Annotated in this window: 26 protein-coding genes; 22 read left to right on the forward strand and 4 right to left on the reverse strand. The window is 70.5% G+C overall.

Annotated features, from left to right (window positions below):
• Window positions 1-513, forward strand: a 513-nt coding sequence (locus tag IT293_02425; GenBank protein ID MCC6763493.1) for a transposase, incomplete at its 5' end; no start/stop codon positions are given.
• 62 nt (window positions 514-575) lie between these two features.
• Here the strand turns inward: IT293_02425 and IT293_02430 are convergent.
• On the reverse strand, window positions 576-1,493 hold the full coding sequence (locus tag IT293_02430) for a methionyl-tRNA formyltransferase (protein MCC6763494.1): 918 nt from the start codon (window positions 1,491-1,493) through the stop codon (window positions 576-578).
• 298 nt (window positions 1,494-1,791) lie between these two features.
• On the opposite strand from IT293_02430, the gene IT293_02435 reads away from it, so the two are divergent.
• From IT293_02435 to IT293_02465, 7 genes are all read left to right on the forward strand, one after another.
• The gene (locus tag IT293_02435; GenBank protein MCC6763495.1) at window positions 1,792-2,397 is read left to right on the forward strand and encodes a PadR family transcriptional regulator; all 606 of its coding nucleotides are present in this window, start codon (window positions 1,792-1,794) and stop codon (window positions 2,395-2,397) included.
• Window positions 2,398-2,597: 200 nt separating this feature from the next.
• On the forward strand, window positions 2,598-3,377 hold the full coding sequence (locus tag IT293_02440; GenBank protein ID MCC6763496.1) for an IclR family transcriptional regulator: 780 nt from the start codon (window positions 2,598-2,600) through the stop codon (window positions 3,375-3,377).
• A 112-nt stretch (window positions 3,378-3,489) separates the two neighbouring features.
• Window positions 3,490-4,245, forward strand: a complete 756-nt coding sequence (locus IT293_02445; protein MCC6763497.1) for an electron transfer flavoprotein subunit beta/FixA family protein — start codon at window positions 3,490-3,492, stop codon at window positions 4,243-4,245.
• 9 nt (window positions 4,246-4,254) lie between these two features.
• A complete protein-coding gene (locus tag IT293_02450; protein MCC6763498.1) occupies window positions 4,255-5,226 on the forward strand; it encodes an electron transfer flavoprotein subunit alpha/FixB family protein in 972 nt (323 codons plus the stop codon).
• Window positions 5,227-5,240: 14 nt separating this feature from the next.
• Entirely contained in the window at window positions 5,241-6,626 is a 1,386-nt protein-coding gene (locus IT293_02455; protein ID MCC6763499.1) for a hypothetical protein, read from the forward strand.
• Window positions 6,627-6,696: 70 nt separating this feature from the next.
• Window positions 6,697-8,169 carry a hypothetical protein gene (locus IT293_02460; GenBank protein ID MCC6763500.1) on the forward strand — a complete coding sequence of 491 codons (1,473 nt, stop codon included), beginning with the start codon at window positions 6,697-6,699 and terminating at the stop codon, window positions 8,167-8,169.
• 19 nt (window positions 8,170-8,188) lie between these two features.
• Window positions 8,189-8,734, forward strand: a complete 546-nt coding sequence (locus tag IT293_02465; GenBank protein MCC6763501.1) for a DUF4142 domain-containing protein — start codon at window positions 8,189-8,191, stop codon at window positions 8,732-8,734.
• 3 nt (window positions 8,735-8,737) lie between these two features.
• On the opposite strand, the gene IT293_02470 is transcribed toward IT293_02465, so the two are convergent.
• Window positions 8,738-10,822: a (Fe-S)-binding protein gene (locus IT293_02470; protein ID MCC6763502.1), complete on the reverse strand. Its 2,085-nt coding sequence runs from the start codon at window positions 10,820-10,822 to the stop codon at window positions 8,738-8,740.
• A 170-nt stretch (window positions 10,823-10,992) separates the two neighbouring features.
• Between IT293_02470 and IT293_02475 the strand changes: the two genes are divergently transcribed.
• The 4 genes from IT293_02475 (at window position 10,993) to IT293_02490 (ending at window position 14,726) form a co-directional block, all read left to right on the forward strand.
• Entirely contained in the window at window positions 10,993-11,376 is a 384-nt protein-coding gene (locus tag IT293_02475) for a hypothetical protein (protein MCC6763503.1), read from the forward strand.
• Between the two features lie 155 nt (window positions 11,377-11,531).
• The gene (locus IT293_02480; protein MCC6763504.1) at window positions 11,532-13,322 is read left to right on the forward strand and encodes a 2-oxoacid:acceptor oxidoreductase subunit alpha; all 1,791 of its coding nucleotides are present in this window, start codon (window positions 11,532-11,534) and stop codon (window positions 13,320-13,322) included.
• Window positions 13,319-14,182 (forward strand): 2-oxoacid:ferredoxin oxidoreductase subunit beta, encoded by an 864-nt coding sequence (locus IT293_02485; protein ID MCC6763505.1) that lies wholly within the window; start codon window positions 13,319-13,321, stop codon window positions 14,180-14,182. The genes IT293_02480 and IT293_02485 overlap by 4 nt, the downstream gene beginning before the upstream one ends.
• A 16-nt stretch (window positions 14,183-14,198) precedes the next feature.
• Window positions 14,199-14,726: a ferritin family protein gene (locus tag IT293_02490; GenBank protein ID MCC6763506.1), complete on the forward strand. Its 528-nt coding sequence runs from the start codon at window positions 14,199-14,201 to the stop codon at window positions 14,724-14,726.
• Between the two features lie 186 nt (window positions 14,727-14,912).
• On the opposite strand, the gene IT293_02495 is transcribed toward IT293_02490, so the two are convergent.
• The gene (locus tag IT293_02495) at window positions 14,913-15,299 is read right to left on the reverse strand and encodes a RidA family protein (GenBank protein MCC6763507.1); all 387 of its coding nucleotides are present in this window, start codon (window positions 15,297-15,299) and stop codon (window positions 14,913-14,915) included.
• 156 nt (window positions 15,300-15,455) lie between these two features.
• Here IT293_02495 and IT293_02500 point away from each other — a divergent pair, with 156 nt between their 5' ends.
• The 10 genes from IT293_02500 to IT293_02545 all read left to right on the forward strand — a co-directional run bounded on the left by IT293_02500 (window position 15,456) and on the right by IT293_02545 (window position 23,621).
• The gene (locus IT293_02500; GenBank protein ID MCC6763508.1) at window positions 15,456-16,334 is read left to right on the forward strand and encodes an alpha/beta hydrolase; all 879 of its coding nucleotides are present in this window, start codon (window positions 15,456-15,458) and stop codon (window positions 16,332-16,334) included.
• 8 nt (window positions 16,335-16,342) lie between these two features.
• Complete coding sequence (locus IT293_02505) at window positions 16,343-16,615, forward strand: hypothetical protein (GenBank protein MCC6763509.1); 273 nt, start codon at window positions 16,343-16,345, stop codon at window positions 16,613-16,615.
• Window positions 16,612-17,094: a DUF192 domain-containing protein gene (locus IT293_02510; protein MCC6763510.1), complete on the forward strand. Its 483-nt coding sequence runs from the start codon at window positions 16,612-16,614 to the stop codon at window positions 17,092-17,094. The genes IT293_02505 and IT293_02510 overlap by 4 nt, the downstream gene beginning before the upstream one ends.
• A 46-nt stretch (window positions 17,095-17,140) precedes the next feature.
• A complete protein-coding gene (locus IT293_02515; GenBank protein MCC6763511.1) occupies window positions 17,141-18,847 on the forward strand; it encodes an acetyl-CoA carboxylase carboxyltransferase subunit in 1,707 nt (568 codons plus the stop codon).
• Complete coding sequence (locus IT293_02520) at window positions 18,844-20,124, forward strand: lytic murein transglycosylase (protein MCC6763512.1); 1,281 nt, start codon at window positions 18,844-18,846, stop codon at window positions 20,122-20,124. The genes IT293_02515 and IT293_02520 overlap by 4 nt, the downstream gene beginning before the upstream one ends.
• A 113-nt stretch (window positions 20,125-20,237) precedes the next feature.
• The gene (locus IT293_02525) at window positions 20,238-21,320 is read left to right on the forward strand and encodes an ATP-binding protein (protein ID MCC6763513.1); all 1,083 of its coding nucleotides are present in this window, start codon (window positions 20,238-20,240) and stop codon (window positions 21,318-21,320) included.
• A gap of 108 nt (window positions 21,321-21,428) precedes the next feature.
• On the forward strand, window positions 21,429-22,205 hold the full coding sequence (locus tag IT293_02530) for a DUF4143 domain-containing protein (protein MCC6763514.1): 777 nt from the start codon (window positions 21,429-21,431) through the stop codon (window positions 22,203-22,205).
• A gap of 158 nt (window positions 22,206-22,363) precedes the next feature.
• A complete protein-coding gene (locus tag IT293_02535) occupies window positions 22,364-22,741 on the forward strand; it encodes a hypothetical protein (protein ID MCC6763515.1) in 378 nt (125 codons plus the stop codon).
• Between the two features lie 44 nt (window positions 22,742-22,785).
• The gene (locus IT293_02540; GenBank protein MCC6763516.1) at window positions 22,786-23,076 is read left to right on the forward strand and encodes a hypothetical protein; all 291 of its coding nucleotides are present in this window, start codon (window positions 22,786-22,788) and stop codon (window positions 23,074-23,076) included.
• Window positions 23,073-23,621 carry a VOC family protein gene (locus IT293_02545; GenBank protein MCC6763517.1) on the forward strand — a complete coding sequence of 183 codons (549 nt, stop codon included), beginning with the start codon at window positions 23,073-23,075 and terminating at the stop codon, window positions 23,619-23,621. Before IT293_02540 ends, IT293_02545 begins: the two co-directional genes overlap by 4 nt.
• 56 nt (window positions 23,622-23,677) lie before the next feature.
• On the opposite strand, the gene IT293_02550 is transcribed toward IT293_02545, so the two are convergent.
• Window positions 23,678-23,860 carry a type II toxin-antitoxin system RelE/ParE family toxin gene (locus tag IT293_02550; protein ID MCC6763518.1) on the reverse strand — a complete coding sequence of 61 codons (183 nt, stop codon included), beginning with the start codon at window positions 23,858-23,860 and terminating at the stop codon, window positions 23,678-23,680.
• Window positions 23,861-23,912: the final 52 nt, after the last annotated feature.

The raw sequence follows: 23,912 nt of genomic DNA on the forward strand, positions 1-23,912 counted from the left end.
GACTACGAGTACGAGCGCAACGGCACGGCCAATTTGTTCATGCTGTTCGAACCGCTCGCCGGCCAGCGCCACGTCGAGGTGACGGCCCGCCGCACGGCCCAGGACTACGCCCGCGTCGTCCAGGCGTTGGTCGACGTCCGCTATCCGACGGCAACGACGATCGTGCTCGTGCAGGACAACCTCAATACGCACGGCCCGGCGTCCCTCTACGCGGCCTTCCCGCCCACCGAAGCCCGCCGGCTGCTGGCCAAGCTGGAGTTCCACTACACCCCCAAGCACGGGAGTTGGCTCAACATGGCCGAGACGGAGCTGAGCGTGTTGAGCCGCCAGTGTTTGCGCCGCCGCATCCCGGAGGCCGGTATTCTTGCCACGGAGGTCGCGGCCTGGGAGACCGCGCGCAACACGACGAAGGGCAAAGTGCGCTGGCAGTTCACCACCGCCGACGCGCGCATCAAGCTCCAGCGGCTGTATCCCGTCATCCAATCGGTCAACTCCGCAGTGGCGGTGGACTAGGCTACATCGGGAGCCGAGGCGCCCCGGTCGGCCCGCCGCCTGCTGCCGCCCTCTTGGGTACGTCAGCCGAGCCGGCTCCCGACGCCGAGCCCGAGCGTGGCGGCGATCTCGGCGGCCGCGAGCTTTTCCTTGGTGCCGTCGATGCGGGCCTTGGCGGGGCGGACGGCGCCCGCACCGGTCGCGATGGTCATGCCCTCGGGGCCGACCGCGAGGATCGCCCCGGGAGCGCCGTCCCCTTCGACGCGGCGGCTGTCGTAGAGGCGCAGGCGCTTCTCGCCGACGGCGGTATGGGCGCCGGGTTGCGGGTCGCAGCCGCGGATCAGGTCGTGGACCTTCTGCGCGGGTTTCGTCCAGTCGATGGCGGCGTGCGGGTCGCGGCAGAGGGGCTCGTAGGACGCCCTCGCCTCGTCCTGCGGCAGGCGCGGGGCGCGGCCGGCGTCGATGAGGGCGACGCTCTCGAGCACGAGCTCGACGCCGGCGGGAAAGATGCGCTGGTAATAGAGCGCGCCGGCGCTGTCGTCGGGACCGACCTCGATCTCGCGCTGGAGGAGGATCGGCCCCGTGTCGATGCCGGCATCGGTCCAGAAGACGGTGATGCCGGCCTTCGGGTCGCCTTCGATCAGCGTCCAGTTGATGGCGCTGCCGCCGCGGCGGCGCGGCAGGAGCGAGGGGTGGAAGCAGATCGCGCCCTTCGTCGGAATCGCGATCACGGCCTCGGGTACGATCAGCGTGACGTACGCGAGCACGATGAGCTCGGGCGCGAGGGCGGCGATCCCGGCGCGCACCGCTTCCGTCTTGTAGCTCGGCGGCTGATGGCACGGGATGCCCGCGGCGCGCGCCGCGCTCGCGAGGGGATCCGGCTTGCCGCCCGCGTCGGGAGCGCAATACACGGCGGCGACGTCGTCGCCGCGCGCGATCAATCCCTGCAGCACCTTCTCCGCGAACGCGGCTTGCCCGAAGAGCACGATCCGAAGCGCCATGGCGACGATCCGTTAGCAGAGCGCCCCGGACCGCGCCACGCGCCCGGGTCAGTTCGATGGGAGGCGACGCGGGACGAAGCCGATCCGTCTTCGTCGCCCCCCATAGAACTGACCCGCTACCCACCGATCACGGCCGGGCGCGCGCCGCGGCCCGACCGACGGCCCGTGTCGGCCCTCCCGACAGACGCCGTGCGCGATCGGACGCGCGGCGACCGCGGTCGCGCGTGCGGCGTGCGCCGGCGCGGGCCTCCGCCGTGGCATCCCGGTTGCACCGGAGCGCACCCAAAGGAGACCCGCCATGCCGGTCAAGCACGCTCTCTTGGCGCTCCTCACGGAGCGCGACCTCACGGGCTACGAGCTGAAGCTCCGCTTCGAACGCGTCCTCGGCGAGTTCTGGCAGCTCAACTCCGGGCAGGTGTACTCCACGCTCGAGCGGCTGCGCCGCGAGGGCATGGTCTCGCGCACGCGCGTCCACGACGGCGACGACGTCGCGCGCGCCGCGTACGCGATCCGCCCGCGCGGCCGCCAGGCGCTCGCGGACTGGATGGCGGCACCGGTCGGGCGTCTGCGTCCGGTGCGCGATCCGCTCTTCGTGAAGCTCGCCTTCTGCGATCCCGGCGACGTCGAGCGGGTGTTGCGGAGCTTCGCGGCCGAGACGCGCCGCTACCGCGAGGCGACGGAGACGCTGCGGGCCCTCGTCTCCCGCGAGCCCATGTCGCACGGCGGACGCGTGCGCTGGCTCGTCGCCGAAGCGGCGCGGCGCAGCTATCAGGCCCAGCTCGAGTGGCTCGAGTACGTGCCGCGCTGCCTCGGCGAGCGCGGACTGCCGGCGATGCGGCGCGACCCGCTGGCGCTCCGCCGCGCGCCGGCGCCGCCGGGCGAGGGGCGCGGAGCGGTCGCGTGAGCACGCCCATCTGAAAACACGTTTCGCACCGCCCTGCCCGGCCGCGCGAGCGTGTGCCAACCGATGCGTTTCGCGTTGATTTCAGCGGCGCGGAAGCGTGTCTGCCGCCGCCGCGCCGGCGCGCCTCCGCACCCCGGACCTCGCATTGACAAGGAGGGACGAACCCACTAGCGCTAAAACGCCTTTCCAAACGCACTCCCATGGTCCGGCGCGAAAAGTCCAACTACATCATCCGCTCCGTCTCGCACGCGCTCGACGTGCTCGAGCAGTTCTTCGGCGACACCGACGAGCTCGGCGTGACCGAGCTCTCGAAGCGCTTGAAGCTCCACAAGAACAACATCTTTCGCCTGCTCGCGACCCTCGAATCGCGCGGCTACATCGAGCAGAACAAGGCGACGGAGAACTACCGGCTCGGCCTGCGCAGCCTCCACCTCGGGCAAGCCTACGTGAGCCGCATGGGGCTCCTCCGCCAGGCCCGGCCGGTGATGGAAGGGCTCGTGAAGCAGACCCACGAGAGCGCCTACGTCGCGGTCGCGCGCCCGGGCGGCATGGTGCCGCTCGAAGGCGTCGAGGCGGACCAGCCGGTGCGGGTCGTCTCCACGATCGGCGAGACGCTGCCGCTGCACGCGACCGCCGTCGGCAAGACGCAGCTCGCCTTCGCGACCGAGGAGGAGCAGAAGGCGCGCCTGCCCGAGACGCTCAAGCGCTTCACCGCCAAGACCGTCACCGAGCGCGGCGTGCTCCTCCAGCAGCTGAAGGCCGCCGTCGAGAACGGCTACACCGTCGACGCCGGCGAGCACGTCGAAGACGTGCGCGCGGTCGCGGTCCCGATCAAGGACTACACGGGGCACGTGGTGGGCGCCCTCGCGATCAGCGGACCCGCCTATCGCCTCACCGCCGAGCGCATGCAGAAGGAGTTCGCGCCGATGGTCGTCAAGGCCGGCCAGGACCTGTCCGGGCGCCTCGGGTTCCACCCCTGAGAGGCCGCGTTTTCTTTCGCTAACGACGTTTGCCGCGGCCGCTTGACCGAATTTTTTCTACCGTGTTAGGTGGCGCGTTTTTCCCGCAGCCATTTCGAAGGAGGCCCACGCCGTGAAGATTCTCGCCACCGTCAAGCGCGTCCCCGATCCCGAGACCAGCATCAAGGTAAAGCCCGACGGCTCGGGCATCGTCGCCGACAACATCAAGTGGGTTGTGAACCCCTTCGACGAGATCGCCGTCGAGGAGTCGCTGCGCATCAAGGAGAAGGTGGCCGGCTCCGAGGTCGTGCTCGTGAGCGTCGGCTCGAAGGTCGTGCAGGAGCAGCTCCGCACCGGCCTCGCCATGGGCGCCGATCGCGCCGTGCTCGTCGTCGCCGACGACGGCCTCGAGCCGCTCGCCGTCGCGCGCGTCCTCGTGAAGGTCATCGAGAGCGAGAAGCCCGATCTCGTCGTCATGGGCAAGCAGTCGATCGACGACGACTCGAACGCGGTCGGGCAGATGGTCGCCGAGCTCCTCGGCTGGCCGCAGGCGACGTTCGCCTCCAAGCTCGAGCTCGCGGGCGACCAGAAGTCGGCCACCGTCACGCGCGAGGTCGACGGCGGTCTCGAGACGCTCTCCTTCGCGCTCCCCGGCATCGTGACCACCGACCTCCGCTTGAACGAGCCCCGGTACGCCTCGCTCCCCGGCATCATGAAGGCGCGCAAGAAGGAGCTGAAGGAGATCGAGGTCGGCTCGCTCGGCGTCGACGTCGCGCCCACGGTGAAGCTCGTGAAGATGGAGCCGCCGCCGAAGCGCCAGGCGGGCAAGAAGGTCGCCTCCGTCGAAGAGCTCGTCACCCTTCTCCATACCGAAGCGAAAGTGATCTAGGAGCCACCCATGAGCGACGTTCTCGTATTTGCGGAGCACTCACACGGGAAGTTTCCGAAGACGACGCTGGTCGCGTTCGCGGCCGGCAAGGACGCCGCGGCGAAGCTCGGCGGCAGCTGCCACGCCGTGGTGATGGGCGCGGGCGGCCTCGACGCGCTCGCGAGCGAAGCCGCGGCGTACGGCATGAAGACCGTCTTCCAGGTCGAGCACGCGCGGCTCGAGCACTACGTGGCCGACGCCTACACGGCGGCGCTCGCCGACCTCGTGAAGGCGAAGGGCATCGGCACCGTGGTCGCCACCGCGACCGCGATCGGCAAGGACATGACCCCGCGCCTCGCCGCCCGCCTCGGCGCGCCCCTCGCCGCCGACATCACCGGCATCAACGCCGACGGCTCGGTCGTGCGGCCGATGTACGCCGGCAACGTCTTCGCGACCGTCAAGCTCGAGGGCGCGCCGCGGGTCATCTCCGTCCGCGCCACCGCATTCGACGCGGCGGCGAAGGACGGCGCGGGGAGCGTCGAGAAGGTCGCCGCAACCCTCGACGAGAGCGCCCTCAAGACCAAGTTCGTCGGGCTCGAGGAGATCAAATCGGATCGTCCCGTGCTCACCGAGGCGCGCATCGTCGTCTCGGGCGGCCGCGGCCTCAAGAACGGCGAGAACTTCAAGATCGTGCTCGAGCCGCTCGTCGACGAATTGGGCGCCGCGATGGGCGCGAGCCGCGCGGCGGTCGACGCCGGCTTCGTGCCGAACGACCTCCAGGTCGGCCAGACGGGCAAGGTGGTCGCACCCGAGCTGTACATCGCCGTCGGGCTCTCCGGCGCCATCCAGCACCTCGCCGGCATGAAGGACTCGAAGGTGATCGTCGCCATCAACAAGGACGAGGAGGCGCCGATCTTCCAGGTGGCCGACTACGGCCTCGTCGCCGATCTGTTCAAGGCCGTGCCCGAGATGAAGGACGCGGTCGCGAAGCTGAAGCACTGAGGCCGGGCTTCCCGGTGCGTTTTGCGCGACGAGCGGCGGCGGCGCTCGTCGCGCTTTGTGTGACGACGGCCGCCGGCGCGCGCTTCGCGTCGAGCGCCGGCGCGGCCGCGCTCGACGCCCCGCTCTACCGGCCGATCCGCCGCCTTTCGGTGCCCGAGAACGGCGGGCACTTCGGCGCCGCGCTCGCCGTGGTCGGCAGCCGCCTCCTGGTCGGCGCGCCGAATCTCGGCACCGCGGGCAGCACCGATGCGTACGCCTACCTCTTCGACCCGGCGACGGGCGAGCTCGTCCACGAGCTCGCGGTCGAGGTCGGCGCCGACCGCTGGTGGCAGTTCTCCGTCGGCGCCGTCGGCGAACGACCGCTCGTCGGCATCGCCCCCGGCGACGAGGCGGACGGACTCGGCGGCTCGGTCACGGTCTTCGGCGAAGCGGGCGGCCCGATCCGGACGATCTGCTGTCCGGGCGCGGTCGCGATCGGCGTCGGCGAGGACGTGCTCGTCGGCGGCGCCGGCGGCGGCTCCCTCTACGATCCCGCGACCGGCAACCTCGTCCGCACGTACACGATCCCCGACCCGAGCCGCCGCGGCGTCCTGTCGTTGGCGCGCGTCGGGCGCACGACGATCCTGATCGCCGCCGCGCAGCCCGTCGGCGTCCACATGTTCGACGTGCGGACCGGGAAGCAGGTCGGATTCGTCGGCACCCGCCACGGCGATGCCCGCCGCTTCGGCTCGGCCATGGCGGTGAGCGGCGCGACCCTCGCCGTCACCGAGATCCCGCAGGTGAACGTCTTCGACGTCGGCTTCGGCCTCTACCTCGGCACGATCGACCCGCCACCCGGACTCGGCGGCGCGTCCTTCGGGGCATCCCTCGCGTACGCCGGCGGGCTCCTCGCGATCGGCGCGCCGTCGGGCGGGGACGCCGGCGCCGTCCACCTGCACGACGCCGGCGGCAACGTCTTCGAGTCGCTGCCGGCGGACGGCGCCGGTCCGGGCTTCGGACGCGCGGTCGCGGCGCTCGGCCGCAGCGTCGCCGTCGGCGCGCCGACCGACGACGGCGGCGAGGTGGTGATCTTCTCGCCGTGCGGCGACGGCGCCGTGGACGCGCCCGTCGAGCAGTGCGACGACGGCAACGCCGACGGCGCCGACGGCTGCGACGCGCAGTGCCGCATCGTCCCGAGCGGCGGCGACTGCGGCGACGTCGACGGCAACGGCACGCGCTCGGTGAGCGATGCCGTGCAGATCCTGCGCGCCGCCGCGCAGCTCGATTCCGCGTGCACGCCCGCGCGCTGCGACGTCGACGGGAGCGGCACGATCGGCGTCACCGACGGCGTGCAGATCCTGCGCGCCGCGGCGGGGCTCCCCTTCACGCCGGACTGCGCGGACCGCACGGCGCCCGAGTGATCGAGCCGCACATTTCACCGCACATTCCCACCTTGACAGTCGCGCGCCCGACGCCGACGCTAGGAAGTCCATGCGCCGCCCCCTCGGACGCCTGATCGCCGGCCTCGCCCTGCTCTGCCTGTGCCCCCGGTCGGCCGCGGCGGCTTTCTACCTGGTCAGCATCAGCGAGATCGGGTCGGGCTTCCTCGGCGACCCGAACGTGCAGTTCGTCGAGCTCCGCCTGGACGCGGCCGGCCAGACCGATCTCGCGAACACGCGCCTCACCATGTTCGACAAGGACGGCGTCGCGGGCGTGCTCCTGCTGACGCCGAACGGCGTCGCGAACGGAACGAGCGGACGGAACGTGCTCTATGCGACCGTCGAGTTCGCGACCGCCACGGGCGTCACGCCCGACTTCGTCATCCCCGCCGGCGTCCTGCGCCCGAGCGGCATGGTGTGCTGGGGCGCCCCCGACGCGAGCCCGCCCGATCCCTCGTCCTGGGACTTCGACAAGCCCGAGAGCTACGGCGACTGCGTCGCGTACGGCGGCTACGCCCACGCGACCCGCCCGCAGTCGGGGACGGCGACGAGCCTCCTCCCCGGCAACGGCGCCCAGTCGCTGGCGCGCACGCAGAACACGGGCGCGTCCGGCGACAACGCGGCCGATTTCGCCCTCGCCGCCGCGACCGCGTGCAACAACGCCGGCGCCTGCGCCTCGCTCGTGCCGCAACCGACGCCGAGCGCGACGGCGACGCCGAGTCCGGCGCCCGGGAAGGCGGAGCGCGCGTGCCGCCGCGCCGTCATCAAGGCCGCCACCAGGTTTTCCTCGGCCTACGTGAACGCGCGGGTCGCCTGCGACACGGAGCGCCTCAAGAACAAGATCCCCGGTCCTTGCCCCGACGCAGCGGCGCTCGCCAGGGTCGCGACCGCCGCCGTGAAGCGCACCGTCGCCATCACGAAGGCGTGCGGCGCGCTCCCGCCGTCAGCCGCGGGGTTCGGCGCCGCCTGCCCGGGGCACACCGGTGCGTGCACGAACGCCATCGCGAGCGTCACCGACGTCTCGGCCTGCCTCGACTGCGGCCTCCGCCGCGCCGCCGATGAGCTGCTGACGCTCGCGTACGCGACCGCGCCCGACCCGGGCCTGCTCGGCTGCCAGCGCGGCTTCGGCAAGGCGATCGCCGCGCACTATCGCGGCGCCGCGGCGCTCCTCGCGCGCTGCGAGGACGGCGCGGCGCGCGGCAAGATCGCGGGCTCCTGCCCCGACGCGAAGACCGCGGCGCGCATCGCCGCCAAGGAGGCGAAGCTCCGCACCACGCTCTGCAGGGCCTGCGGCGGCGACGACAGGCAGTGTCACGGCGCCCCCGACGTCGCGCCCGCGGCGCTCGCCATCACGTCGTGTCCGGCGCGAACCATGCCGGGCGGCGCCGCCTGCGGCGCCATCCCCATCACCGACCTCGCCGGCGTCGCGAGCTGCGCCGCGTGCGTCGCGGCCTTCGACGGCGCGTGCGCGTCCCAGCTCGCGGCGCGGCCGGACGCGTTGCCGGCGGCCTGCAGCGCGCCCTGAGCGCCGCGGTCGACGGACCATGCGCTCCCGCGCGCTCGCTCGCCTCGCCTCCGTTGCCTGTCTTCTCGCCCTCGCGCCCGCGCTCGCCGCCGCGGCCCCGCCGAAGCGCCGGGCGGCGCATCCCGCGCGCACCGTCGACCAGTTCGTCGCGCGCGCCGCCGGCCGGAGCCTCGCCGGCATCGAGCTCAGCGATCTCGCCCTCCAGCGCAGCGGCGACGCGTCCGTCCGCCGCCTCGCGCGCCGCGCCCACGACGAGCACGTCCACACCTACGACACGCTCCTCGGCGTCGCGACCGGCGCCGGCATCTCGGCCGCCCCTCCGGAGACCATCGACCTCGAGCAGCGCGCCATCAAATCACGGCTGTCGGCGCTGCACGGCGCCGCCTTCGATCGCGCCTACGTCGAAGCCCTGCGCGCCAACGACGAGCGCGACATCGCACTCTACCGATCGTTCGCGGCAGCGACGAAGGACGAAGCGCTGAAGGCGTGGGTCGCCGAGCAGCTGGCGACGATCCGCCGCCGCCGGCAGCTCATCGCCGGCACCGCCCGCGAGATCGGCGGTTGAGCGCTACACCAGGCTGCGCTCGATCATCTCCATGACGTCGAGCGCCTGCACCTTGTCCTCGGCATCCTTCGCCTTGATGCCGTCCCCGATCATCGTCATGCAGAACGGGCACGAGACCGCGACGACTTCGGGATTGGTCTCGAGCGCCTGATCGGTGCGCAGCAGGTTCACGCGCTTGTCGGCATCCTCCTCGATCCACATGCGGCCGCCGCCGGCTCCGCAGCACATGCCGGCCCGCCCGTGGCGCTCCATCTCGTTCGGCATCTTGCCGGTGACGGCCTTGATGGCCTCGCGCGGCGAGTCGTAGATCGAGTTGAAGCGGCCGTAGTAGCAGGAGTCGTGGTACGTGACCGCCTTGTCGGCGAGGCCGTTCCGCTTCACCTGGATCTTCTTGTCGGCGAGCAGCTGCTTCACGAGCTCGGCCGCGTGCACGACCTCATAGGCGCCGCCGAACTGCGGCAGCTCGTTCTTGATCGTGTTGAAGCAGTGCGGGCAGTTGACGATCACCTTCTTCACGCCCGCGCCGTTCATCTGCTCGACCAGCATCTGCGCCATCGACTGGTAGAGGTACTCGTTGCCGAGTCGGCGCGCCGAGTCGCCGTTGCAGAGCTCCTCCTTGCCGAAGATCGCGAAGTCGATGCCGGCGCGATTCAGGATCTTGGCGAAGGAGATCGTCGTCTTCTTGTTGCGGTCGTCGAAGGCGCCGCCGCAGCCGACGTAATAGAGCCACTCGGTCTCGGGATGCTCGGACCAGCGCTTGATCTCGAAGGGCAGCCCCTCGGTCCAGGCGTCGCGCTTGTCGGCACCGAGGCCCCACGGATTCGACTGGGTCTCCATGCCCTTGAAGACGCGGTTCAGCTCGGCCGGAAAGCGCGCTTCCTCTTGAACCAGGTGGCGGCGCATGTCGACGACCTTGTCGACGTACTCGATCATGACCGGGCACGCTTCCTCGCAGGCGCGGCAGGTGTTGCAGCTCCACAGCACCTCGTCGTGGATGACGCTCTCGTCGCCGACGACGTTCTTGCCGACCTCGGGCAGCTCTTCACCTTCGGCGGGCTTGGACGCCGCAGCGCGCTTGGCGATCAGCTCGTCCTGGACCTCGTAGAGGTAGTCGCGCAGGTTCAGCATGAGCTGGCGCGGCGCGAGCGGCTTGCCGGTGAGTGTCGCCGGGCAGTTCGACGAGCACCGTCCGCACTCGGTGCAGGTGTACATGTCGAGCACCTGCTTCCAGGTGAACTGGTCGATGCGGGAGGTGCCGAAGGTGGTGCCGTTCTCGAGATCCATCTTCGAGAGCGCGCCGAGCGGCTCGAGCTTCCGGAAGAAGGTGTTCGGGAGGCCGGTGATGATGTGGAAGTGCTTGGAGAGCGGCAGGAGATTCAGCATGAACAGGATGAGGAGGTTGTGGCCCCACCACCCGATCTCGGAGAGCATGCTCGCGCCGCCGGCCGAGAGCGGCAGGACGCTCGCGAGCGTCGCCGCCACGGGCGTCCACTGGCGCTCGAGCTCGACGTGCTCGACCCCGGCGTGCGCGATGTAGCGGCCCGCCTCGAAGCAGAGATCGGTGAGCATGATGCCGCCGATGCAGCAGAGGATGACGATCGCCTCGACGTGGTCCTGGCCGGCGAGCCGATCCTCGGCGGGGCGGAAGCCGTAGAGCCGGTGCGGGTGGAGGATCAGCCAGCGCGCGAGCGCGTAGCCGATGCTCACCAGCACGAAGACCTCGATCAGGTCCTTGAGCAGGAGGTAGGGGCCGCCGAGCATGTCGGCGCCGAGGAGCGGCAAGTGGAAGTCGACCCCGAACCAGCCCTGCGCGAAGGCCGTGGCGACCCGGAGGCCGAGGATCGTGAAGCCCCAGAAGATGAAGAAGTGCATCCAGCCGGCCGACTTCTCGCGCCGGTCGATCAGGAACTTCTTCTGGCCGAAGCCGATGACGAGCAGCGCCTGGATGCGCTCGGGGATCTTGTCGAAGAGATTCGTCCACTTCACCGATTGCAGCACCCGCGCCCGCCCGTAGAGGGTGCGCAGGAAGAGCCCGAGGCCGACGGCCACGAGCACGGTGTGGATGGCGAATCTCGTCCAGAAATCCATTGAGGCTCCTTTGCCGAAATGCGGCCGCGGGTCGCGGCGGCGCCCAGGTTCGCGTTTTTGTAAAGGATCGCTCCCGGAACGGCAAGGCGAAGAGACCGCTCGAAACCTTCGGCGCAGACGCGCTATGACCGCGGTGGGGCCGACGCCGATGGCCCCTCGCGGCACGCGCCATGGCCTTCATCGCCTTCACCCTGGGAACGCTCACCCTCGTGATCGGGACGATCGGTGTGGTCGTTCCGAGCTGGATCGCCGCTCTGGCGATCGTGCTCCACGGGCCCTTCGGCCTCGGACTCGCGGCCGCCGTCCGGCTCGCGCTCGGCGCGGCGCTCTTCATGGCGGCGCCGCAGTCGCGCGCGCCGGTCGCCTTCCGGGCGCTCGGCGCCGTGACGTTCGCGGCCGGCATCTTGACGCCGTTCATGGGGGTCGAGCGTTTCGATGCGCTCCTCGACTGGTGGGCGGCGCTCGACCCGTGGCTCGCGCGCACGTGGTCGGGGTGCGGCGCCGTCGTCGGCGGGCTGATCGCCTACGGCATCGTCCCCCGCGACCTGCGCTGAACGCGTCGCCGATTCCCGTCGGCGCGACGACCGACCGGGTCGCGCTCCGAAGAACGAGAAGACCGCCGTCCGACGCCGGAGCCGAGGCCCCGCGTATCGGGCGGTTTGTCCCGCGCGTCCGTGATGGCATCGCGCTTGCTGGCCTCGACACGTCGATGATCCGCGACCTTGTGATCGGGATGGCCGGCTCGGGCGGCGACGGGATCGTGAGCGCCGGCGAGTCCTTGATCTCCGCCTGCGCCATCGAGGGCTACCACGCCATGATGACGAAGAGCTTCGGCTCGCAGATTCGCGGCGGCGAGTCGTCGTGCCGGATCCGTCTCGCGACGGCACCCGTCTTGAACCCCGGCGGTGCCCTCGACGTCGCGGTCGTTCTCAACTGGGAGGATTTCGCGAAGTTCGGCGCCGAGCTGCCCGTCGATCGGCACACGATCGTGCTCTACGAGGAGCGGACCGGGGTCCCACCCGACGCGCTGCCGCTCGCCGTCGCCCCGGCCGAGGCGTTCGCGGTTCCCTTCGGCGACATGGCGCGCAAGGCCACCGGCAACGAGAAGGGCAAGAACAGCGTCGTCCTCGGGCTCCTCTCCGGCTGGTTCGGCATCCCGCGCGACGCCATCCTGGCCGGGCTGCGGAAGAAGTTCGCGTCCAAGGGCGAGGCGCTGGTCGCGGCCAACGAGGCGGCGTTCGGCCTCGGCGTCGCCTTCGCCGAGGCGCACCCGCTCGCGACGCCGCGGCCGATGGAAGCGCCCACCCGCGGCCAGCCGAAGCTGCTCGCCGACGGCAACGACATCTGCGCGGCCGCTGCGATCTTCGCCGGCTGCGACTTCTTCGGCGGCTACCCGATCACGCCGTCGACCGAGGTCATGCAGTTCTTCACGCGCGAGGTCTGGAAGTACGGGGGCGTGGTGCTGCAGGCCGAGGACGAGATCGCCGGCATCGGGGCCGCGCTCGGAGCGTCGTTCGGCGGCAAGAAGGCGATGACCGCGACCTCGGGCCCCGGCATGTCGCTCAAGACCGAGATGCTGGGCCTCGCGACGATCGCCGAGCTGCCCCTCGTGATCGTGAACGTACAGCGCGGCGGGCCGTCGACAGGGATGCCAACCAAGTCGGAGCAGGCCGACCTCTTCCAGGCGATCTTCTCCGCGCACGGCGACGTCGTGCGGCCGGTGCTCGCTCCCACGTGCGTCGCCAATACGTTCGACGTGACCGTCGAGGCGTTCAACGTCGCCGAACGGTACCAGACCCCGGTGATCATCCTCTCGGATCAGGAGATCGCCCAGCGCAAGGAAGTGATCGACCGCATCGACACGTCGCGCTTCACGCTGGTCGACCGCCTGCGGCCGACCGCCGCCGAGCTCGCCCCGTACGAGCGCTTCCACGCGACGCCGGACGGCATCAGCCCGATCGCGCACCCGGGCATGGAAGGCGGCAGCTACCTCGGCGCCGGCATCGAGCACACCGCGCACGGCGATCCGACCGCGAACGGACGCGTCCATCAGGCGATGAACGAGAAGCGCCACCGTAAGCTCGATCCCTTGCGGACGCGCGACGACCTCTTCACCGTCCACGGCGACCCGCGGGCGCCGCTCGCGCTCGTCGCGTGGGGCTCGGTCGCGGGCGTGTGCCGCGAAGCCGTCGCGCTCGCCGAGGCCCGCGGCCTCGGCGTCAAGCTGCTCGCGCCGCGGCTCCTCTTCCCGGTGAACGAGGCCGTCTACGAGCGCTTCTTCGCCGGCGTCCGCGCCGGGCTCGTCGTCGAGCAGTCCTACCTCGGACAGCTCTACCGCGTGCTGCGGATGGCGGTCGACGTACCCGCCGTGGTCACGCCGTTCTGCCGGTCCGGCGCGAACCCCTTCGCGGCGGCGGAGGTCGTCGAGCGGCTCGTCGCGCACGCGCGCGCGCTCGCGAACGCGAACACGCACGCGGCGGCCGAAGGAGCACGACCATGAACCTCGTCGCCAAGGACTTCAAGAGCGACCTGAAACCCATCTGGTGTCCGGGCTGCGGCGACTTCGGCGTCCTGCAGGCGATCTACCGCGCCCTCGCGACGATCGGGCGGCCGCCGCACGAGATCGCCTTCGTCTCCGGCATCGGCTGCTCGTCGCGCATCCCCGGCTACACGACCGCCTACGGCTTCAACAGCGTGCACGGACGCGCGCTGCCGATCGCGCAGGGCTTGAAGCTCGCCCGCCCCGAGCTGCTCGTGCTCGCCGCCGGGGGTGACGGCGACGGCTTCTCGATCGGCGGCGGCCACGTCCCGCACGCCGTGCGGCGAAACGACGACCTCACGTACATCGTGATGGACAACCAGACCTACGGCCTCACCAAAGGTCAGCTGTCGCCGACGAGCCCGCAGGGCCTCCGGACCGTCACCTCCGCGTACGGCAGCCTCGAGCTCCCCGTGAACCCGCTCCTCTACGTGCTGGCGTACGGCGCCGGCTTCGTGGCCCAGGGCACGCCCGCGGACATCGCCGGGCTCACCGAGATGATCGAGGCCGCGATCCGCCACCCGGGCTTCGCGTTCGTGAACGTGCAGTCGCCGTGCGTGACGTACGGCGAGGAGGGCCAGCAGATCAAGGCGCACAAAGCGACCATGCAGAAGCTCGCGGATCTCGGCCACGATCCGACGAGCCGCATCCAGGCGCTCGACCGCGCGCAGTCCTACGGCCGCGAGCTGCTGACCGGGATCTACTTCCAGGACCCCGATCCGCCGCCGACGCTCGGCGCGCTCGTGCGCGCGCGGCAAGAAGCGATGATGGCGACGGCAAGACCACGCGCGCAGATCCTCGACGCCTTCGTCCAGCACTGACGCGCAGGAGGGCGCGATGACCCCGACCCGGAACATCGACTTCGCGACGCTCACGATGAAGGACGCCCTCGATCTCGCCATCCTGATCGAGGAGGAAGCCTACGACCGCTACAGCGAGCTCGCCGACCAGCTCTCGCAGCACGACACGCCGGAGGCCGCCCGCTTCTTCCGCTTCATGATGGCGAACGAGGAGAAGCACCGGGCGGCGCTCGCCGAGCGCCGGGGCGTGATGTTCGCCGACGCGTCGTGCGGCGTGACACGCGCCATGATCTTCGACGTGGAAGCGCCGGACTACGACGAGGTCCGCGCCTTCATGACCCTCCGCCAGGCGCTCGAGACGGCGCTGCGGGCCGAGCAGAAGGCGCACGCGTTCTTCGTCGCCGCCCTCGCGCACGTCGCCGATCCGACCGTCCGGACGCTCTTCGAGGAGCTCGCCGCGGAGGAGGTCACGCATCAGGACCTCGTGCGCCGCGAGCTCGACAAGGCGCCGCCGGATCCCGCCATCGCGACGGACGAGTTCGCCGACGATCCGGCCGGCGAATGACTTCGCAGGTTGCTGAAAAAGGGCCATCTGCCGCGTTGCTCCCTCCTTCGCTTGTGCGGCGTAGCTCCGCTACGCCTCCGCGCTCAGTCGGTCGCGCCTTGCAGCTGACCCTTTTTGAGCAACCTGCGGGGGCTGCCCTCGCGCCTGGTGTGAAGCGTCGCTGCGCTCCGCTCATTGCGTGTTAGTTTAGAGCATCGCGACGGCTTCGATCTCGACCAGCATCGACGGGACCGCGAGCGCCGAGACGACGAGGTAGGTGCTCGCCGGCCACTGGCCTTCCTTGAACCACTTGAGGCGTGCCGCCGCGACCGCCGGGCGGTAGGACGGGTCGGTCACGAAGATCGTGATCTTCACCACGTCGTCGAGGCTTCCCCCCGCGGCCTCGACGACCGCCTGCAGGTTCTTGAAGACCTGCTCGGTCTGTGCGGCGGCGTCGCCCTCGCCGACGAGCTTGCCGTCGGCATCGAGCGCCACCTGCCCCGAGACGAAGAGGGGCGTGCCGCTCTTCTTGATCGCGTACGAGTAGCCGGTCGGCTTCGCGAGGCGCGGCGGATTGATCACGGTCTTCGGCATGGGATCTCCTTTCGGGACGGCGGCGCCCGCCGGGCCTTCCAGGTCGCCCGCGCGTCGCCGCTCACGCGCGTCTTCTGGCGCGGCCGCAGCGGGCATGCAACCGCGGCAGGCAACCCCGGCTTGACGGCCGACCCCGCGCCGTCCCATGAACGGCGCGTGACCCTCGACGATTGGTACGCGGGCGACCGGCGCGAGTCCGTGCGGCTCGCGAGCGGCCCCTGGAACGTGTTCACGCGCATCGAAGGCGCGGGCGGGTGGTGCACGCTCTTCCACGGGTTCCCGACGTCGTCGTGGGACTGGCACCGCGTGTGGCCGACGCTCGTGGCGCGCCGGCGCGTCCTCGCCTTCGACTTCCTCGGCTTCGGCGACTCCGACAAGCCGGCCGACCACGACTACACGCTGATCGAGCAGGCCGACCTCGCGATCGCGCTCTGGCAGCGACACGGCGTCACGCGCACCGACCTCGTCGTCCACGACTACGGCGTCTCGGTCGCCGAGGAGATCCTGGCGCGCCACGCCGAGGGTGGCCTCGGCGTCGAGCTCGCGAGCGTCACCTTCCTGAACGGCGGCATCTACCCCGACCTCCATCGCCCGCAGCCGTCGCAGGTCATGCTGCTCGATCCCGAGCAGGGGCCGAAGATGGCGGAGCTCGTCACCGCCGAGACCTTCGCGATGGCGCTCCGCCCGACCTACGCGCCGACCCGCCAGCCGAGCGACGCCGACTTCGCCGACGCCTGGGCTACGGTGGCGCGCCGCGACGGGCACCGCATCGGCCACCGCCTGATCCAGTACATCCGCGACCGCGAGCGACACGCGGCGCGCTGGGTCCGGGCGCTCGAGACGACGACGGTGCCGCGGCATTTCCTCTGGGGCATGCTCGATCCGGTCTCGGGCGCGCACATGGCGGCGCGGATCGAGGAGCGGCTGTCGGACCGCGCCGACGTCGAGCTCGTGCGGCTCGACGACGTCGCGCACTGGCCCGAGCTCGAAGCGCCCGAGGTGATCGCGCGCCACCTCGAAAGGATCCTCGCGTGAGCGTCTCCGTGACCCGCACCGCGACGCAGCCGACGCTCGCGTTCGCCGTCGAGGTCCGCGACAGCCGCGGCTCGAGCCGGCACACCGTCACCGCCGATCCGGCCCTCGTGGCGCGCCTGGTCGCCGGCCGGCGCGTCAGCGACGAGCGCTTCGTCGAGGCGGTCTTCGAGTTCCTCCTGGAGCGCGAGTCGAAGGATTCGATCCTCCCCCGCTTCGACGTGAGCGTCGTGTCGCGCTACTTTCCGGAGTTCGAGGGCGAAATCGGAAAGTATTTCCCGTGACCGAGAGCCCCGCCGTCCGCCGCATGCCGCTCGCCCTCTGCCGCGCCCTCGCGGCCGCCGCCCTCACGCTCGCGCTCAGCGTGTCCGCCTGCGCGAGCGAGCCGCGCGTCGTCCTGCATACCGCGGGCGGCGACGTACCGGTCACCGTAGAGGTCGCCGCGACGCCGGCCGAGCAGTCGCTCGGGCTCATGTACCGCAAGCAGCTCGGCGCCAACGCCGGCATGCTCTTCGTTTTCGACGCGAACGTCGAGCATCCCTTCTGGATGAAGAACACGGTGCTCGCCCTCGACATGCTCTTCCTCGGCGAGGACCGCAAGATCGTCGGCATCGTGAAGGACGCCGTACCGTTCACGACCACGTCGCGGACGGTCGGGGTGCCGTCGCGCTACGTGCTCGAGGTGAACGCCGGCTTCAGCAACAAGCACGGCGTCAAGACGGGCGACCGGGCGACCTTCGAGAACGTCGCCGCCGCGCCCTGACGCTCTGGCCTTTTCCTCCTTCCCACATTAGGTAAACCGCTCCCGCATGCCGAAGACTAGGACCAGCGCCAAAGCCGCCTCGACGCCCCCTCCCGCCGCCGTGCCCGTTGCCCCGACGCTCGACGACCCCTTGAAGGACGCGAGCGGCGCGGCGCCGCCTCCGGCCGGCCCCTACGACCTGGCGGTCGCGGCCGGCGAGGAGCTGCGGCGGCGCCCGTACGCGGCCTCGGGCGTGCTCCCGACCCTCCGGCAGCACGCCAAGGGACGCATGACGGTCTGGGAGCGGATCGACGTGCTCAAGGACGCCGGCACCGAGCCGACGGTCTTCTACCAGAACTGGGGGAAGAACCTCGACGGCGCCTCACTCGTGACCGCGGTCGTCCAGATCGGCGGGCGTGACGTCGCGCTCTACGGCCACGACTTCACGATCCGCGCCGGCTCGATGGACGCGACCAACGGTCGGAAGCTCGCGAACCTCATCTATCTCGCCGGCAACCGCGGCATGCCGCTGATCGGCATGAACGACTCGGCCGGCGCCTACGTGCCGGCCGGCATCGGCGGCCTCGACGGCTACGCCGAAGCCTTCACCGCGCTCCGCAAGATCAGCGGCATCGTGCCGAGCGTGATGTGCATGTTCGGCTACAACGCCGGCGGCGGCTCGTACCTGCCCCGCCAGGGCAGCTTCATGATCCAGCCCGCCGACACCTTCTTCGGCCTCACCGGTCCCGGCGTCATCAAGAGCGTGCTCGGCGAGGACGTCACGCCCGACGACCTCGGCGGCCCGAAGGTGCACGGCGCCTCGGGCGTCGTCGATCTCACGGTCGCGGACGAGGTCGGCGCGCTCCGCACCGCCGAGCGCCTGCTCAGCTACCTCCCGAACTCGAACGCCGTCGCGCCCCCCGTCGAGCAGACCTCCGATCCGATCGACCGCGCCACGACCGAGATCGACGTCATGCTGCGCAAGGCCTTCAACTCGCCGACCGGCTTCAACACGCCCGTCGACGTCTCGATCATCATCGAGCGCATCTGCGACCACGGTGACTACTTCGAGCTCCAGCCCGACCGCGCCCGCAACGCCATCACCGCCTTCGGCCGCCTGAACGGCAACGTCGTCGGCTTCGTCGCCAACAACAGCGCGGTCGCGAGCGGCCAGATCGACGTGGACGCGGCCTTCAAGATCGCGCGCTTCGTCCGCTTCTGCAGCCTCTACAACACCCCCGTCGTCTTCATCGAGGACACGACCGGCTTCCTCCCCGGGAAAGACCAGGAGAGCCGCGGCATCGTGCAGGCCGGCCGCGCCATGCTCGACGCCATCATCGACCTCCGCACGCCGCGCATCCTGCTCATCCTCCGGAACGCGTTCGGCGGCGCCTACGCCGCGTTCAACAGCTACGCGACCGGCGCCGACATCGTGTTGGCGCTCCCGACGACGCGCGTCGCCGTCATGGGCCCCGCCGGCAAGGAGTACGTCTACAAGGACGAGCTCAAGCAGGCACGCGCGGCCGCCGCCACGCGCGCGAAGGCCGGCGAGGACGAGGCGACGATCGCCGAGTGGCTGAAGGGCCAGGAAGGCGAGCTCAACCAGCGCTACGAGCGCGAGCTCATGAACCCGCGCGAGGCGCTCAGCCTGGGCTCGATCTCCGAGATCGTGATGCCGGCCGACCTCCGCCGCGTGCTCGGCCAGAACCTCGAGTTCCTGCTCCGCCACTACGTGCCCGGTCCGATGACCGGGGTGCAGCGCGAGTTTCATTGAACGCGCGGCGCACGCGCGCCGGAACGCTCGCCGCGCTGCTCGCGATCGGCGTGCCGAGCGGCGTCGCGCCCGCGCCGGCAGCGGACGGCCCGGCGTTCGACGCCTGGCTCGCGGGGTTCCGGCCCCGCGTGCTCGCGCGCGGCGTGTCGGCCGCGACGTTCGACCGGGTCGCGGCGGGCCTCGCGCCCGACCCGCGCGTGCTCGACGAGGTGCGGAATCAGCCCGAGTTCCGCGAGGAGCTCTGGCAGTACCTGAATCGCCGCGTGTCCGAGTGGCGGCTCGTGACCGGCAAGGAGAAGGCCGGCGAGCATGCGGAGCTCCTCGCGCGCATCGAGCGCGACTACGGGGTGCCACCCGCGGTGCTCCTCGGGCTCTGGGGAATCGAGTCGGCCTACGGCGACCCCATCGTGCAGAAGAACCACGCGCGCCCGGTCGTTCCCGCGCTCGCGACACTCGCCTGGCGCGAGCCGCGGCGCCGCGACTACTGGGCGCGCGAGCTCGTGAACACGTTCGTGATCGTCGAGCGCGGATGGGCGGCGCCCCACGACCTTCGGGGCTCGTGGGCCGGCGCCATGGGCCACACGCAGTGGATGCCCGACACCTGGCTCACGCTCGGCATCGACTACGACGGGGACGGCCGCGTCTCGCCCTTCGGCTCGCCCGCCGACGCGCTCGGGTCGAGCGCGCGCTTCCTCGTGCGTCGCGGCCACTACCGGCGCGGCGAGCCGTGGGGCACGGAGGTGCGGCTGCCGACGGGGATGCGCGAGCGGGACGGGTCGCAGAGCTACCGCGCCTGGGCGAAGGCCGGCATCAGCCGCGCCGACGGCACACCGTTCCCGCGTCCCGACGCGACCGCCCGCCTCTGGATCCCCGTCGCCGGCGGACCCGCGTTCCTGCTCGAGCCGAACTTCTACGCCGTCCGCTCCTACAATCCGTCGAGCAACTACACCCTCGCGGTCCTCCACCTCGGCGACCGCGTGCTCGGCGGCGCCCCCTTCGTGCAGGCGTTCCCCGGCAGCGAGCGCCCGCCGACGCTCGCCGAGCTCCAGGAGATCCAGCGCCGCCTCACCGCGCTCGGCTACGACACCGGCGGCGTCGACGGCCGAGTCGGGAACCAGACGCGACTCGCCGCGCGCCGCTTCCAGCAGCACATCGGCGTGACGCCAGCCGACGGCTACGCGGGCGTCACCCTGCTCGCGAAGCTGCGGGCAGCCGAGCAGCCCGCCGCCCCCCAGCGCCGCGGACCCCTCGGCGATGGGCGCGAGGCCGCCACATGAGAATAGTGGACCGAAATCCACTTTACTCATGAGTAAAGTGGGGTACACTCCACGTCGTGGACCGCCGCACCCGCTATCTCGAAAGCACCGTCAGCTCGGCCCTCTCCCGGAAGATGGCGTTCATCGGGGGCGCGAGACAGGTCGGCAAGACGACGCTCGCGCTGACGCTCGTCGGCCGCGAGGCCACCGAGGCGCACCCGGCCTACCTCAGTTGGGACGATCCGCGCGATGCCGCTCGCCTCCGCCGCTTGGAGCTCCCAGCCGCCGAGCCCCTTCTGGTCCTCGACGAGATCCACAAGTACGCGCGCTGGAGGAACCTCGTGAAGGGCCTCTACGACAAGGAACGGTCACGCCGCCATGTCGTCGTCACCGGCTCGGCGCGGCTCGACTACTACCGAAAGGGCGGCGACTCGCTCGCCAACCGCTACCGATACTTCCGCCTGCATCCGTTCTCCCTGGGCGAGCTGAACCGGACGCCGGCGCGCAGCGACGTCGAGACGCTCCTGCGGTTCGGCGGGTTCCCGGAACCCCTCCTGCGCCAGGATGAGCGCGAGCACCGCATCTGGCAACGCGATCGCGTCTCGCGTGTGGTGCGACAGGACCTTCGGGATCTCGAGCACGTCCGCGAGATCTCACTCGTCGAGCAGCTCGTCGACATGCTGCCGGCACGGGTCGGCGCACCGCTCTCCGTGAAGAGCCTGCGCGAGGATCTCCAGGTCGATCACAAGACGGTGGAGCGTTGGCTGACGATCCTCGAGAACCTCTACCTGTGCTTCCGCATTCTGCCCTTCGGTCCTCCCAAGGTCCGGGCCGTGAAGAAGGAGCGCAAGCTCTATCTCTGGGACTGGTCGATGGTCCCGGACGACGGTCCCCGCTTCGAGAACCTCGTGGCCGCGCAGCTACTCAAGTACTGCCACTTCGTGGAGGATGGCGAAGGACACGTCATGGAGCTGCGCTTCTTACGGGACACCGATCGCCGCGAGGTCGACTTCGTCGTCCTGAAGAACCGGCGGCCCCTCTTTGCCGTGGAATGCAAGAGCGGTGACCGCGCCCCGAGCCCATCCATCCGCTATTTCGCCGAGCGCACGGCCATTCCGCGCTTCTTCCAGGTCCATCTCGGCGACCGGCATTTCGACACCGGCCCCGTGACGGTGCTCCCGTTCCGGACGTTCTGCCGCGAGCTCGCTCTCCCCTGACGGCAACCAACGAGGGAAAATGCGCTGCGCCATCGCGGCGAGCACCGACGGCAGCTCGAGGTACGGCACGATCTCGACCTCGACCTCGACCGCACCGAAGCAACGCCGATGCGCGGTCGTACCCTTGAGCGACACCAGCAGCGTCCGGCCGCGAGGTTGCGCCGCGGCTTTCCCAGGGCCTACCTGGCGCCGTCGCTGCAGGCGAGCTTCGCCTGGCGGGAGGATTTCATCCGGACCTTTCTGGCGCGGGATCTGGCCGAGCTCGGAGTGCGCGTTCCCGCCACCACGATGCGCCGCTTCTGGACGATGGTGGCCCACTGTTCCGGCGGCATCTGGAACGGATCGGCGATCGGCAGCTCGCTCGGCGAGTCGCATACGACGATACGCCGCCATCTCGATGCCCTGTCCTCGGCACTGGTGGTGCGCGTGCTGCAACCCTGGTTCGAGAACCTCGCTAAGCGGCAGGTGAAGTCCCCGAAGGTCTACGTACGGGATTCCGGCCTGTTGCATGCCCTGCTGAGTGTGCGCTCGCAGACGGACTTGGACCGGCACCCTCAGCTCGGCGCGTCCTGGGAGGGCTTCGTCATCGAGCAGCTGCTCGCGCAGACACGACCCGGGGATTCGTACTACTGGCGCACACAGGCTGGTGCCGAGCTCGATCTGTTGCTGCTGCACCGGGGGCAGCGATGGGGTGTGGAGGTGAAGTACGCCGACGCGCCCAGACTCACGCCTTCCATGACCACGGCCCACGACGATCTGAAACTGCACCGCCTGCTCGTCGTGTATCCGGGTGAGCGCAGTTATCGGCTGGCGCCCAAGGTGGAGGCCATGCCCATGCAGGCCGCGGTGGAGTTGCTCCACGGCGGTCGAGGAGGGCCGTGGTGACGACGTCCTGGCCGGGAAGGTCGGGGCCGTCGCGGCGGTGCGAGATGGCGCACCCTCGCGATCGGTACTTTTCGCGGCGGGAACCCCGGTGTATCGGTCGACCCGTGTTCTCCAGCGCCCCTTCGCGTTCCGAGCGGCGGCATCGGCACCTTCATCGGGTGGCGCTCGACAAGCTCGCAGCCCACCCCCACCTCCGAGCGGAATGTCTGACGTTGGTCGAAGCCTGGATCGCGCGCCCCGACCAGGCGCATGCTCGTCCATGGTTGGACGAGTGGAAGCGCATGCTCGCCGACTGGTCGATCGACCGCATTCGAGACGTGGTGCTCGACCCCGAAGGAGGGCAGACGCTTCGCCGCTGCTCACCGCTCGCGCCTGTGCTGTCGCCGCGGGAGCGCTGGGCGGCGTTCGATGAAGTGAATGCGGACATCGTGCGCACGCGCGACGACGACACCTCCTGCGGTCACTCGAAGTCGACATCGCTCCCAAGCAGCATCCGGAGCGGGAAGCGCTCATCGAAGGCTCGATTGGCGAGCTGAGCCCCTTTCACCGGACGTTCGGATTCTACGTCGACGGCGTCGACTTGGACGCGATCGTTCTTCCGGATGGGTGGGCGGCCCGACTCGTCGTCGTCGACAACGCCAACACGAACGACTTTCGCGGGCTGTGCCTCGAGCCGGGAGACCTGGCCGTCAGCAAGCTCGCCGCCGCGAGACCCAAAGACATCGCATTCGTCCGTGTCCTGCTGCGGGAGGGCATCATCTCTCGCGAGACGCTCGGTGATCGGCTCGCAGCGACGGCGGCGATCGAGCCGAGTCGCGCGGCGCACTTGCTGGATCTCATCGCCGACTCTCCGTATAGGAGCAGCCCATGAGTCGTCAGTTCGGCGTGATCCGCCAGATCGCCTTCGTCGTTCACGACATCGAGCGCGCGCTCGCCTACTGGACGGAGACGCTCGGCGTCGGGCCGTTCTTCTTGCTGCGCGATCTCCGCCCCGACACGTTCCGCTATCGCGGCGCGCCTTCGCCACCTCCGGCCGTCACGGTCGCCTTGGGAAACTCGGGCGACGTGCAGATCGAGATCATCCAGCAGCACGACGACCGGCCGAGCGCCTATCGCGACTTCCTCGCGAGCGGCCGCGAAGGCCTGCAGCACGTGTCGTCGTGGCTGACCCGCGCCGAGTACGATGCCACCTACGCGCGCATGACGGCCGCCGGCGTCCCGGTGGCGCACGAGGGCGCGCTGCCGGGCGGCGGCGTCCGCTTCGCCTACTTCGCGACCGACGCTGCCGCGGCCGGCGGCATCATGTACGAGATCGCCGACGCCGCCGAGCCGCTGGTGTACCCGATGATGCGGATGATCGCCGACGCGGCGCGCGACTGGGACGGCGGCGAGCCGATCCGCGAGCTCCGGCTCTGACGCGAGCGGCGCGATCTCGTCGACTCGTGGCGTCGATCGACGAAACGAGCCGGCGTTCAGCGACGGACGTCCTTGCGATGCCCGACGTTGTAGACCGTTACTTCGTGCCGCTCGTCGTCGATGAGGTAGACGATTTGGTAGCCGTCCTGTCGGATGCGATGCCGATCCGTGTATCCCGCGAGTTTCTCGGATCCGGCCGGCCGGGGATCGGCGCCGAGTGACCGGATCCGCGCGACCACGCTGCCGATCGGCCTTGATAGGCAAGGCCCCGACCTCCTTTGCGGCCGACGC

This window comes from Deltaproteobacteria bacterium (assembly GCA_020848745.1).
In the GTDB taxonomy this organism is placed as follows: domain Bacteria; phylum Desulfobacterota; class Binatia; order UTPRO1; family UTPRO1; genus UTPRO1.